This is a genomic window from Chryseolinea sp. H1M3-3 (assembly GCF_029360725.1).
Classification (GTDB): Bacteria; Bacteroidota; Bacteroidia; order Cytophagales; family Cyclobacteriaceae; genus Chryseolinea.
In genome coordinates this window covers 518,889-532,340 of the sequence record NZ_JARKMY010000001.1, presented here as the reverse complement: position 1 = coordinate 532,340, position 13,452 = coordinate 518,889, and the positions used below count along the sequence as shown (strand labels likewise).

The 13,452-nt window shown below is 40.9% G+C and carries 8 protein-coding genes; 2 read left to right on the top strand and 6 right to left on the bottom strand.

The features are described 5' to 3' along the window. Positions 1–6: 6 nt before the first annotated feature. Positions 7–1,272: a glutamyl-tRNA reductase gene (gene hemA / locus P2W71_RS02135; RefSeq protein ID WP_276366412.1), complete on the bottom strand. Its 1,266-nt coding sequence runs from the start codon at positions 1,270–1,272 to the stop codon at positions 7–9. Between the two features lie 321 nt (positions 1,273–1,593). Here hemA and P2W71_RS02130 point away from each other — a divergent pair, with 321 nt between their 5' ends. Beyond that, complete coding sequence (locus P2W71_RS02130; protein WP_276369008.1) at positions 1,594–2,364, top strand: helix-hairpin-helix domain-containing protein; 771 nt, start codon at positions 1,594–1,596, stop codon at positions 2,362–2,364. 51 nt (positions 2,365–2,415) lie between these two features. After that, positions 2,416–6,450, top strand: a complete 4,035-nt coding sequence (locus P2W71_RS02125; RefSeq protein WP_276366410.1) for an AAA domain-containing protein — start codon at positions 2,416–2,418, stop codon at positions 6,448–6,450. On the opposite strand, the gene P2W71_RS02120 is transcribed toward P2W71_RS02125, so the two are convergent. The 5 genes from P2W71_RS02120 to asnB all read right to left on the bottom strand — a co-directional run bounded on the left by P2W71_RS02120 (position 6,438) and on the right by asnB (position 13,395). Further along, positions 6,438–7,091 (bottom strand): SET domain-containing protein, encoded by a 654-nt coding sequence (locus P2W71_RS02120; protein WP_276366406.1) that lies wholly within the window; start codon positions 7,089–7,091, stop codon positions 6,438–6,440. The genes P2W71_RS02125 and P2W71_RS02120 overlap by 13 nt on opposite strands. 173 nt (positions 7,092–7,264) lie before the next feature. After that, on the bottom strand, positions 7,265–8,299 hold the full coding sequence (locus P2W71_RS02115; RefSeq protein ID WP_276366405.1) for a glutamine synthetase beta-grasp domain-containing protein: 1,035 nt from the start codon (positions 8,297–8,299) through the stop codon (positions 7,265–7,267). A 34-nt stretch (positions 8,300–8,333) separates the two neighbouring features. Beyond that, complete coding sequence (locus tag P2W71_RS02110; RefSeq protein ID WP_276366403.1) at positions 8,334–9,488, bottom strand: outer membrane beta-barrel protein; 1,155 nt, start codon at positions 9,486–9,488, stop codon at positions 8,334–8,336. A 227-nt stretch (positions 9,489–9,715) separates the two neighbouring features. Beyond that, positions 9,716–11,068, bottom strand: a complete 1,353-nt coding sequence (locus tag P2W71_RS02105; protein WP_276366401.1) for an ammonium transporter — start codon at positions 11,066–11,068, stop codon at positions 9,716–9,718. Between the two features lie 419 nt (positions 11,069–11,487). Beyond that, positions 11,488–13,395: an asparagine synthase (glutamine-hydrolyzing) gene (gene asnB, locus P2W71_RS02100; RefSeq protein WP_276366400.1), complete on the bottom strand. Its 1,908-nt coding sequence runs from the start codon at positions 13,393–13,395 to the stop codon at positions 11,488–11,490. Between the last annotated feature and the right edge of the window lie 57 nt (positions 13,396–13,452).

The window sequence follows — 13,452 nt, the reverse complement described above, 5'->3', positions numbered from 1 at the left end:
CGAAAATTACTTGTTCAGTTTTTCAGACTGGCCTTCAATATTGAAAAGGTTGTTTAACAATTCAGAAACAGATTCGGCATCGCCCCTTTTACAAGCTGCTTTAAGTTGAAGTACTGGATATTTCAAAATCTTCTGCATCAAAGAACGACTCATTTCGTCCAGCTTTTGAGCTTCTTCCGGTTTGGCGTTTTTGACGAAACGTGCGATTTCTTCTTTCCGGATTTGCTCCAGTGTGCTTTTTAGTTTCTGAATGGTAGGGGAAATGATCATTTCCTTAGACCAATCTTCAAACTCAGTTATTGCATCCTGAATAATACTTTGCACAGCCGGTATAGACGAGCGGCGCTTTTCAAGTGCTTCGTTCGTTTTTTCCTGAAGGTCATCCAGGTTGTATACTATCGCGCCCGGAATTTCCTCAACTGAGGGTTCAATGCTGCGAGGCATCGACAGGTCAATAAAATACTTGTGCGAAAAGATTCTTGTACCCCTTAAAAGGTCTAATGTAATAAGCGGTTGTGTTCCGGAAACCGAGCTTACAATGATATCAGCCTTTTCTATCTCGTGTAAAAGCTCTTCAATACCGCCGAATTTGAAATTGTACTTCTGGGCAAGCTTTTCGGCTTTGTCCTGTGTACGATTTAAAATTGTAACGTTGTCCAATTTCGTTTTGGCAAGATTCAGACAAAAATCTTGTCCAATTTCACCAACCCCTACTACGAGTACTTTAGGTTTAGCAATATCGAGCGTTAAGTCTTCAGCTAATTCTTTTGCGGCATACGAGATAGACGCGGATCCGTCTCGGAAAGAGGTTTCCTGGACGACACGTTTGTTGGCAAAGAAAATTGTGTGCATAAGGCGGTGTAAATATGGCCCTGCCATGTTTTCATCCGCACTCCACTGATATGCGTTCTTTACTTGTCCTGATATCTGGAGGTCTCCCATAACCTGAGCGTCGAGGCCCAACGAGACTTCAAATAAATGCTGTACTGCGTGTAAACCGGAAAAACTTGTGAAGTGTTGTTCAAAATCAGCGTCACAGTTCTTTATCAAAGATATTCCTTTGAAAATTTCGCGTGAGAAATCTTTGTCAGCAACGTAATAGATTTCGGTTCTATTGCAGGTTGATACAATAAGCACATCGGTTGCTGAAGTATAGTTCCTAATAAACTGGTGCAGTTTTTTGGCTGCAACTTCGTTTAGAGAAATTTGCTCCCGGATCTCCACAGGAGCTGTTTTGTATGTGAGCGTTAAAGCTTTAAAATTCGGTGTCATTTCGAGATACAAAAATAAAGCCTTAAGGAGATGGAAATACTGACAAAAATCAAATGATTGTAATTTAGAACATTTATAAATAACATAATCCTAAGCCTGATTCATTGAAAGTGCTTTTGAAAACGAACGAGTTAGAAAAAAAGTTGCAATTTAGTGGCCCCGTTGTTAGTTATGTTTCGGTTAAAGCATTGGATTAAGAACTTTTTTGGGTTTTCAAGATCCCAAGTCAATGGATTTATTTTATTGCTGCTCCTGGCAACTATTCTCTTATTTTCAGAACCTTTTTGGCGTTGGCGGTTGAAAAACAGACCTTTGAACGAGGTGGAAGACAAGGTTATTTTAGATAGCCTAGTGGCGTTATGGGATGCTAAAAAGCCCATCAACGATGTGCATGAAAACCCTGAAAACACGCAACGGCTCTTCCATTTTAACCCCAATAATGCCACTACAGAAAACCTGCTTGAGCTTGGTTTTTCTGAAAACCTCGCCCCCCGCATTGTCAGGTACCGTGAAAAAGGGGGGAAATTCAGGACAAAGTCAGATCTGTTGAAAATTTATGGCATTGATTCCACGTTTTATCACAGGATATATGCCCTTATTGACCTTCCAGAGAAGCAGGAGCGCAGTTATAAACCAGAAAAAAAGCTTTTAGAAAAAGAAGCTGTGCTAATAAAAAAATCATTTGAAAAATTTGATTTAAATAGCGCAGATACAGCACAATTAAAGAAGATTTATGGCATTGGTGAGAAACTCTCTATGCGAATTATAAAATATCGGGATGTTTTAGGAGGTTTTGTGGCCATGGACCAGCTAAAGGAGGTATATGGTCTTGATTCAACAATAATTAATCGTTTGGTGAAAAATTCAGAGATAAAATACAATTACCAACCCTTGCGAATCAATATCAACACCGCTACAGAGAAGGAACTTTCTGGTCACCCCTACTTAAGCAAAGCGGCCAAAGCAATTGTCTCTTATCGATTTCAACATGGTGCGTTCAAAACAGTATCAGAAATTCGGAACATCAACGCGTTGGACGAAAAGATCATCCAAAAGTTAACGCCGTATTTGAAAGTTGATGATGAACTATGAACGGACAACGTAGCATGGCCCTCTATAAAACTTCCACTACATTATAATTGAATGCCGGATTCATCGAAAAATATTCTGCAGACTTATTTGCGAAGACTTACCAATCTTTCTGGGAACAACAGATCACTACTGCTGCTAAGGCTTCATGCTGAACAATTGTTCGATCTTCACAAACTGAGCTTCTTGAATGGCGAGAAATCCTTTGAGATTATTAATGCACTCATTTCAGGGAAAAGCAAAAATCTTTGCCAGGTGCTCGATAGCAGGCTAGAGGCGAATAACGAGGCAAGCAAAAAGATAAAGAAGCTTCAGCGTTTCGATAAATTTATTTTTGAAGAACGTGGGTCAAATGATTTGCATGTAGGCTGGCCGTTCATTCGAGGTAAATTTTCTGACGGTACCTTCGTTCGGTGCCCTTTGCTTTTTTTTCCGGTCAGCCTTAGCCAGGAAGGTCAAAACTGGGTGCTGCATGCAAGGGAGAACGCCGGAATCACCTTAAACAAATCTTTCCTGTTGGCTTTCTCATTTTATAACAAAGTAAAACTGGAAGAAGACCTGCTGGATACAAGCTTTGAGGATTTTGAAAGAGACAGCACAGGTTTTCGAACCCAACTTTATCAGCTGCTCGAAAATAAAATTGAAATTAATTTTAATGCTGAGAATTTTCGGGATGAGTTGATTCCATTCGAAGAATTTAAAAAAGAAGCTTTCGACGAAAAGCATCGGAATGGTGAACTTAAGCTTTACCCTGAAGCAGTACTAGGAATTTTTCCACAAGCAGGATCGCAGCTTGTTCCTGACTATTTACAGCTGATAGAAAGTAATACTTTCCATGACCTGGAAACGTTCTTTCAAACCAAAAATATTAATGGCAAAGATGGACTAGCAGACGATCATTCGATTCTCAATCAGAAAATCAGGGAGGAAAAGATATTTGCTCCTTTTGATGTTGATGCATATCAGGAGAATGCAATCAAAACAATAAAGAATGGAAACTCGATTGTTGTGCAGGGACCACCGGGAACAGGTAAGTCACAGTTGATTTGTAATATCTTATCTGATGCGATGGCTGCTGGAAAGAAGGCGCTATTGGTATGTCAAAAACGAGCTGCCCTGGATGTGGTGTACAAAAGACTCGACAGCATTGGATTGGGTAATTTTTTGGGACTCGTTCACGATTTTCAAAACGACAGAAAAGAAATTTTTTCTAAAGTATCCAGCCAGGTGGATCACGTTGAGGAGTATCGCACGCTTAATCGTAGCGTGGATGTTATTCAAACGGAAAGAAAATTCTATCAGGTTTGCAGAAGGATTGATCAGATTGCTGAGGAACTTGAAGAATTTAAGGATACATTATTCGATGATCGGGAATGCGGTTTATCAATCAAGGAATTGTATCTCACCTCCGAACTGGCTGATCCGACCATCAACATAAAACAGGAATATCAATACTTCAACTTTCTTTCGCTGGATGACTTTTTACGCAAACAAAAATTGTATGTGCAATATGCATCCATGTTTGAAAGACAAGACTACGTTTGGCGTGAACGTAAATCCTTTGCAGCCTTTCAGCCTTCGGACGAAAAAGAAATCGAAAAAATTCTGAGCTACATTCCAAAGTATCAGCAAAAAATTGCTGCTGCCGTTGAAAAGGAATTAGGCATCAGTCTCAACCTCCAGGATTGTGAATCGTTGTCGTTAAAAGAAGATGATATCCTGGGCATGATCACCGTTTTAAAGGATGACGAGACGTTTCGTTTTTTTCAGGCAATGTGGGATGAGAATGATGATGAAACGAGTTTGCTTTGGCTATCGAACATGGAGCGCGTCACCTTAAATTGTTTTGAAGGTGAACATCCGGAAATTACGTTACCCAACAATCAACTTGGCGTTTTTCAGGAAGCTTTGCAGCATCGTATGGATGCGCGTACGAATTTATTTCGAAGGTTGTTGTGGGAAATGTTCTCAAAAGACAAAGTCTTTGTAAAACGTGTGCTGATTGCAAACGGCCTTGCCTACAACAAAATAGGGCTGGATATTTTAGAACAACGCATTGACAGCCGTTTAAATCTCGAGCACCATCTTACCGCGTTAAAAAAGAAAATGTGGCTTATTGATTTGCCTGTTGACTATAAAAAATCTTCGCTGGAAATATGGTTTGCAAAACAGAAGCTGGCGACACGCGCCAAATTAATTTTTAATACCCTACGTGAAATAAAGGACTCGTTGATTTTGCAGAGATATTCGCGGCAAGAGTTTATTTCACTCATGAGGCGATTGCTTTTTATTGTTAACGATATTCCTCAGAAAAAAATTGAATGGTTAAAATATCTGACACGTTACCAGATAAGTCAGCTTATACACGATCCAACATTAGAGAAAGAATTTATCAAGGTGTTAAAAAAGGATTTCGATAATCTGGCTGACTATGATAAACTCAAAGAAGCTATTTTATTTCATGAAAAGGAAGTTATCGGAAAGTTGTATGATCACGTGCAAGTGTGGGATGCCGACAAAATGGAGTACGTTTTCCAAAACAGTCTTCGGCTTACCTGGATAGACCACATAGAAACAAAATATCCGATTCTCCGCTCGGTATCTTCAATGAAGATGGAAACGTTGCAACGTGAACTGCAACAATTGGTAGCCGAAAAACAAAATCTTTGTAAGGAAATTTTATTGGTGCGGGTAAGGGAATTTGTTTACGACAGGCTTGAATACAACCGACTAAATAATTTAATAACCTATAGAGATCTGCAGCACCAGGTTACAAAAAAGAAAAAACTTTGGCCGTTGCGGAAATTAATAGCTGAATTCAGCAATGAACTGTTTCAGCTGATGCCATGCTGGATGGCTTCGCCGGAGTCGGTGTCAGCCATTTTTCCCATGACTGAATTATTTGACATTGTGATATTTGATGAGGCGTCACAATGTTTTTCAGAACGTGGTATCCCTGCGATGTATCGCGGGAAACAAATTCTCATCGCTGGTGATGATAAACAATTGCGGCCAAGTGAATTGTATCAGACCCGCTGGGATGAAGAAGATGAGAACCCCGATGTTGAAGTTGAGTCCTTATTAGAATTATCAGAAAGGTATCTTTCATCAGTTCATCTGCAAGGACATTATCGAAGCCAACGGATGGAGCTAATTGATTTTTCAAATGAGTACTTCTATGAGGGAAGACTTCAATTGTTGCCGCACCGAGATATATTAAATCAGGGAGAGCCCGCGATTCAATACTGTAAGGTCGAAGGTGTTTGGGACGATCATACAAACCTTGCCGAAGCAACAGCTATTGTTGAAAAAGTATTTCAGATATTAGACCAGCATCCCGAAAAGGAAATTGGCGTTGTTACGTTTAATGCGACTCAACAAATGTTGGTGATGGATTTGTTAGAGACTGAGGCAACGAGAATAGGGAAAATCATCCCAGCCTCATTGTTTGTGAAAAACATTGAGAATGTACAAGGGGATGAGAAAGATATTATCATTTTTTCAATTGGATATGCTCCAGACAAAAAAGGAAAAATGAAAATGCAGTTTGGGAGTCTCAATACTGCTGGAGGAGAAAATCGTTTAAATGTGGCCGTTACACGAGCCCGCGAAAAAATTATTTTGGTTACAAGCATTTGGCCAGAGCAATTGAAAATACAGGGTATCAAAAATGAAGGGCCAAAACTGCTTAAGAAATATTTGCAGTATGCCAAAGATGTTGACCAGGGGACTTATACGCTGCATACCAAACCAGCCTTTGTAAAAAATAAAGATTGGTACCTGAGTAACCGGATAAAAAAATGGGGAGAGGACCGATTAGCGAAGTTTGTCTTTCAAACAGACGGATTACCGTTTTCTGATGTGGGTGTCCTTCAGGATAACAAGCACCTCGGAATTATTTTAACTGATGACGTACGTTATTATTCGAGTTTGTCAGTTAAACATTCCCACGCCTATGTGCCCGCCATACTAACACAAAAGAATTGGAAATATCAGATGATCTACAGCCGTAACTTCTGGAAAGACCGCGAAAAGATTGAAAGTGGATTAATGGTATTTATCGGTTCACAGATCCCTCAAAAGGGATAAGTTACCTTGGGTGATCGCGTTTTTACAAACTGAGCCTCACCGTTAATTTTTCCATGTACCGGATAGTAACAAGAAAGAATTGAATTCATCTTTTCTTCACCGGCAGCAATCCGTAAAGTCTTTTCGCGAATAGCTGGATCCAATATCTTAAATAACGGCTGCTCTACCGCCACGAGGTTCGGAAAAGCTTCCAGAAGACGGTCATCCCAAATGTGATAGTATCGAATTAAATCATCCGGATAGATAATAGTTCGGTTGGTCCCCTCTTCCGGCACTACCTCAAAGGGTTCTTCGAGATTTAAGTACCCATAATCATCTGTAAGCTGTTCACCAGGATAAATATCCCGGATCGCAATTTCGAATTCATAAGCTGTGGTTACGCAATTTGAATTCGAACTATGATTAATAAACCGTGCGTTGTCCCAGCAGAGGATGTGATTGCCTTCCGGATTACGATAGGTGTAGGTATCCAACACCTGCTGATACAGAGGGTCCATCGACCTCACTTGTTGAGGAGTAAAAATTCTATCTAGTTTATCTAATGCCCAGGTAATTGTTCCTTTTGGTATCAGCTTTGTCGCGACAACTCCGTATCCGATTTTCTCACTGATAAACTGGAGCTCTGTATGGGGATGGATCATATTAGTTTTTAAGTATATCAAAATAAAGACAAGTTTTAAATACATTCAAGTTTGGTCCAATAAAACTTGCAATCTTGACAACCTGAATTTGGTCTGGATAACCCCGGGCAAAAAAGAAGCCGGACATTTCTGCCCGACTTCAAACTACAACCAGACGCCCTGAAAGAAAATTTTTATCGACCGTTCACAGTTGCGTACGCTGGAACTGTCTTTACAGTCTTAATAATTCTTGCGGCCACTTTGTATGGATCAGCAGATGAGTTAGGTCTCCGATCTTCCAACCAGCCTTTCCAATTGTTCTCTACGGTCGCAATAGGGATGCGTATAGAGGCACCGCGATCGGAAACTCCATAAGAAAACCGATCAATGGATTGTGTCTCGTGTTTACCAGTGAGGCGTAAGTGATTATCTGCTCCATACACCTCGATATGATCTTTCACATATGGTGCAAAAGCTTGGCACACTGTATCGTAGATTTCTTTCGACCCACAGGTACGCAGTAAATCGTTAGAGAAATTTGCGTGCATGCCGGATCCGTTCCAGTCGGTAGCACCCAACGGTTTACAATGCCAGTTGATAGCCACACCATATTTTTCAGCGGTTCTTTCTAACAGATAGCGGGCAACCCATACTTGGTCTCCTGCTGCTTTTGCTCCCTTAGCGAAAATCTGGAATTCCCACTGGCCCGTAGCAACCTCTGAATTGATACCTTCAACGTTGATACCGGCATCAAGACACAAGTCGAGATGCTCCTCAACAATCTCACGACCAAATGCATTCTTTGCGCCGACTGAGCAATAGTAAGGACCTTGAGGCGCAGGATACCCACTCGCCGGAAAACCTAACGGTTTGTTTGTTTCGGGGTTCCAAAGAAAATATTCCTGTTCGAACCCAAACCAAAAGTCATTGTCGTCATCCTCTATGGTCGCTCGTCCGTTCGACACGTGGGGTGTTCCGTCCGGATTGAGCACCTCGCTCATAACTAAGTAGGCATTCTTTCTACCTGGATCGGGAAAAATTGCCACAGGCTGTAACAAGCAGTCGGACGAGTGGCCCGTAGCTTGTTCGGTAGAGCTACCGTCGAAAGACCAGATAGGACAGCTGTCTAAGTTGCCATCAAAATTTTTTACTATTTTGGTTTTACTTCTAAGGCTTTGTGTTGGTTTATAACCATCTAGCCAGATGTACTCAAGTTTTGTTTTGGACATAGTAGTTGTATGGTTTTAGTTTTTGTCTGATTGCTTAGAATTTGTAGACTGCAGCCAAGAGTAAAGAGGTCATCATATCCGTAGGGTCACCATCTTTTTTGTTAAATGAATCTTCTGAAGTCTTATCTATCCTTACTTCAGGGATTAGCGTTAAGTTACCTACCTTATAGTTTCCAGAAAGGGTAACGGCAACCACATCACCATCGCCATCGTTGTCCGTTCCGAAGATTGCTAAATGATCTTTTTTTACAGAGAAGTACTCACCACGTAGTCCCAAAGCGAAACTTTCAGAAAGTGTAAACTTAGGATACACAGCAGCTCCAAAGAATGAAGTTGCATCCCCGCCGATATCATCGATACTGTTACCGTTCACGATTTTTCCATCGGCTACAGTTTGGTAAGAGGTATTAAAACCTAAATAAACGGCATCGCTTAAATTCCAGCCAGTGGTAAGGTCAATTTGAAAAAGTGACCCGGCCGATGTTGTTCCGTCAGGATCTACGTCGGTATCAAGCTTTCCATCTTGATCGCCGTAGATAACGTTCAACCATACGCCACCCGCATCGGAAGTTTTTCCGATTTGTGCGCCAAGCGTATAAGTATTTACAGGATTGAATTCCAACATGTCCGTCGGATTCATGATTGCTAATTTACCTACGAAGCCACCACCAAAATCAAAATCTGCACGAAGACCGGTGTGGGTGAAAGGGCCATAAGAAAATAAATATGAAGTTGAGTAATTGAAATTCACGGTGGGAGAGATCACCTCGTAGCCAAGGAAGGTGTTGAACTGTCCAAGGTTAAGCGTTACGGCGTCACCTAATTTCAGATAACCATACATTTGATTAATAATGCGCTGGCCGGTGTACGACCCTGTTGAAAGATCAGAATAAAACACAGCGTCATTACCTCTGGGGCCAAAAACAAGGTCAGCAACAAAGCCTGCTTTTTCACCATTATATGAAGCGATTAAGTTAGCCATACCCAGTGAAAAGCCTTTTAATTGTGCGAAAGCTGACGATGGGCCAGGTCCGCCTCCAGTGTAGGCGTTGGTGGTTGCAAGGGCCGTGCGTGCATAGACATCTATAGATCCGGATAACGTAAATGTTCTGGTGGAATCTTGACTAAAAGCTGACGAAGAAATTAGTAAGGCAAAAAGAAGGCTAAAACATATTTTTACAGTTTTCATATTTTTTTTTAAGGATTTGGATAAACAGTTCTCTTGTGAACCTGAGAGATTATGCATGCAATCTCCCAGGGTTATTCGAGATCATATGATCTCTTCGTCTTTTGAGTGACAACACTGACTTGTGAAAACATCAGTAGAAGATTACTTCATAGACAGACAGTTTAGGTTATTGAGTATAATTGATATGAGTATTTTAAAATGGCTCCGAACTGCTCGGAGCCATTATGTTATGCAACTTCTTCTTTTAAATTGCTAAAGTCTGCAGGGAAAAGGTTCTCGCCATGTTGGCTGTAATCAGAACCAACTTTCATTTCTTCTGCAGTAACTCGTAGCGGAGAAATCAGGTCCGTGATTTTTAACAGTATCAATGAGCCCACAAAACTGAAGGCAACAACGATTACCAACGCAATGAGGTGAATGACAATAAGATTTGTGCTTCCATCAATCAAGAGACCGTTGCCCGTAGTATTGGCGCCGTTAACAGCTTGAGTAGCTAACAAGCCAGTCATAAGCATACCGACTGCACCACCCACACCGTGGCAAGGGAATACATCCAGGGTATCTTCCAATGATGTTTTGGATTTCCAATGTACTACAACATTGCTGATGATGGCAGCAAAAGTACCAATGAACAAGCTTGATGGAATAGTGACGAAACCAGCTGCAGGTGTAATTGCAACAAGACCTACAACAGCACCGATACAGAATCCAATCGCTGATGGTTTTTTACCACGTGCTGCGTCAAACAATATCCAGGCAAGACCAGCCGCCGCAGATGCCGTGTTAGTTGTGGCAAACGCCGAAGCAGCAAGCGCACCGGCACTCAACGCACTACCAGCATTGAATCCGAACCATCCGAACCACAGTAAACCAGTACCAAGCAATACGAAAGGAACATTAGCAGGAGATATTGGCGATTTGGTTTCCCCTTTGTTTCTTAAATATATAGATGCTGCCAAGGCTGCAAAACCTGCCGACATGTGTACAACAGTACCGCCGGCAAAATCCAGTACGCCCATTTTGAATAAGAAACCACCTGAATGCCAGGTCCAGTGTGCTAGCGGCGCGTAGATAAATAAGGAGAATAAAACAATAAATAGAATGTAGGATTTGAACCGGATACGTTCGGCAAATGTACCTGTGATCAATGCGGGAGTAATGATGGCAAACTTCAACTGGAAGAATGCAAAGAGAACCAGGGGAATAGTTCCAAATAGCGGTGCATCAAGCACTCTGTTAAACATAAAGTAAGTGGACGGATCGCCCACGAGGCCCATTCCGCCCAGATCTTCGCCGAAAGCAAGGCTAAATCCGACGACAATCCATAAAACGCTTATTACGCCCATGGCCACAAAGCTTTGAAGCATGGTTGTAATAATGTTTTTCGTGTCTATCATGCCACCATAGAAATAAGCTAGGCCTGGTGTCATGAGCAACACAAGGGCAGCAGCGGCCAACATCCACGCAACATCTCCGGAATTCATTCCTTCTGTGTTTATGGCCGTTGGTATTGCGGGCATAAAGACTGCCAAGACGCTAATTGCGATCAGCAAGATTAAGGGTACAATTGATTTTTTCATCTGTGGTTATAGTTTTAAGGTTAATAGGGTAAAAATTTACTCATGTGTTATTAATAAACAGTTAAATATTTTAACAATAGGGTAAAAAATGAACCACTTTTGAAAAAAAATTCACGAAATCGTGTTCGGTAGGGTATGATTTTAACCGAAAACGACTAAAAATTATAAAATTTCCAAAACATTGGGATGAACGAAATGTTCTATTGAAAAGAATATGTTATCATGGGTTTTGTTTGGACAGATTTCCCTAGACAAAACTTTTTTATTGAAACGCTGACCTGCGGTGTAAATCCAAGATGAACGGAAAACCAGGTCTCCGTTACGTTGACGCGGATGAAGTGACCTGAAAGGTGGATCCTTAATTACTTACAGTGTTATGCTTATAGAACCTTGCCTTAGCAGTGTAACTATTAGAAGGGTTAACTAACCATGTATTTCTTCCACCACCATTGAAACACAATAAGACCCCAAATCCGTGCATGTATGTCTTGCGGATTGGAAGAAAAAAGTTGGCGTTTTAGTTTTTCAATTTCAACATAATCGAATACCTGCTGATCTTTTATAAAGCGTTCGGACAATAGATCATCTGCAATGAGAGATTTCATTTCATTCCTAAACCATTTCAATAACGGCACTTCAAAACCTTTTTTTGGTCTGTGATACAATTGTTTTGGCAACATGTCCTTAAAAGCATCTTTTAAAATTCTTTTTCGGAGGGATCCCTTAATCTTGAACTCGGCAGGAAGCCCAAAAATATAATTTACGAATTCATAATCGAGGAAAGGTACGCGCACTTCTAAACCATTTGCCATGCTCATGAGATCTACCTTCGTCAGCATGTCATTGGCTAACACAAGATTCATGTCGAGGCATAGGATATCGTTTATGTTTTCCTTTTCCGGCAGGCCTTGTAAAATCGCCTTGCGTCTGGGAAAGTAGTCTTTCAGCCACATATTAATGCGAAGGTCAGGATGTAACATCAAGAGTGTCTCTTCTTTGCTTGCATAACCTGCCCATTGCCAGTAACGATCTTTGGAGGAAAGTTTCATTCCCTCACTGAACCGTGAAAATTGACGTACCTTATTTGCAATAGGACTATTTCGTGATTTAGGCAATAGTTTCCATAAGGGGTTTAGGGACTTGACCAGGTTTTCTTTTAGTCCGCTGTTAATAATTCTGTTGAATGCCGCATGTTTGTTATAGCCAGCTAACATTTCATCGGCGCCATCGCCTGACAGTGCTACCGTTGCGTGCTTTCGTGTCTCTTTGCTCAGGATATAAACAGCAATGGCAGAGGAATCGGCGAAAGGTTCATCCATATAATCCAGGATAGCATTCAAATGTTGGTAGAGATCTTGATTGGTGAGAGAGAATACGGTATGCCTGGTATTAAAATGCTTTGCAACGAGCCGGGCATACGTCGTTTCATCAAAGAATTTTTCATCCCGGAATCCTATTGAAAATGTATGAAGGTCTGGTTTATGCTTGCTCGCCAATCCGGTGACAATAGAAGAGTCGATACCACCACTTAAAAACGCCCCCAATGGAACATCTGCGACGAGTCTTCTTTGCACAGATTCCTCCAGCAACTGCTTTACTTTTTGTTTTGCATGATCATAAGTCACATTGTTTTGGATTGCATGATCGTGGTTATAAGGTATTTGATAGTAGCTTTGGATATCCATTTTCTGCCTGCTGATTTTCATGTAGTGGCCAGGCAAAAGTTTTTTGACGTTATTAAAGATGGTGTCCGGCGCTGGAATGTAGTTTAATTGCAGGTAGGTATAGAGCGAGCTGTAATCCAGGCTTTTTTCAATACCATATTGAAGAATGGATTTCATTTCAGAGGCAAACAAAAACTTATCTTCATCAAAAAGGTAAAGTAAAGGTTTGATACCGTACCGGTCGCGGGCTAAGAAAAATGTCTGTTCAACTTTATCGTAAATACAGAAAGAAAAAAAACCGTTCAGCTTGTTAAGACAATGTTCCTTTTCATAGATAAAGAGTTTTAACAAAACCTCTGTATCACCATGCGAAAAAAAAGACACTCCTTTTGATTCCAGATCTTTTCTCAATCCTACGAAATTGAAGATCTCTCCGTTAAATACTATGCAATATCTTTTTGATTCATCCCACATCGGTTGGTTCGCAACGGCTGTGGTATCTATAATTGAGAGCCGCCGGTGACCAAGACCAACCCATTCATCAATATAGGTATCCTGGAAGTCTGGCCCCCTTTTTTGCAAAGCCAAGGTGGCATTGTTAATCTGGATCTTGTTAAATTTCCCAACAAGGTTAAAGGCATACATACCGGTGATACCGCACATGATACTGAGTGTTTTAAAGGAAAGTTAGAAAGTTTGGATTAAGATTGTATATTGAAA

What these genes read in the sequence shown, in the direction of transcription:
- hemA (WP_276366412.1), bottom strand. Translation starts at nt 1,272, where the DNA reads ATGACACCGAATTTTAAAGCTTTAACGCTCACATACAAAACAGCTCCT.
- P2W71_RS02125 (WP_276366410.1), top strand. Translation starts at nt 2,416, where the DNA reads ATGCCGGATTCATCGAAAAATATTCTGCAGACTTATTTGCGAAGACTT.
- P2W71_RS02120 (WP_276366406.1), bottom strand. Translation starts at nt 7,091, where the DNA reads ATGATCCATCCCCATACAGAGCTCCAGTTTATCAGTGAGAAAATCGGA.
- P2W71_RS02115 (WP_276366405.1), bottom strand. Translation starts at nt 8,299, where the DNA reads ATGTCCAAAACAAAACTTGAGTACATCTGGCTAGATGGTTATAAACCA.
- P2W71_RS02110 (WP_276366403.1), bottom strand. Translation starts at nt 9,488, where the DNA reads ATGAAAACTGTAAAAATATGTTTTAGCCTTCTTTTTGCCTTACTAATT.
- P2W71_RS02105 (WP_276366401.1), bottom strand. Translation starts at nt 11,068, where the DNA reads ATGAAAAAATCAATTGTACCCTTAATCTTGCTGATCGCAATTAGCGTC.
- asnB (WP_276366400.1), bottom strand. Translation starts at nt 13,395, where the DNA reads ATGTGCGGTATCACCGGTATGTATGCCTTTAACCTTGTTGGGAAATTT.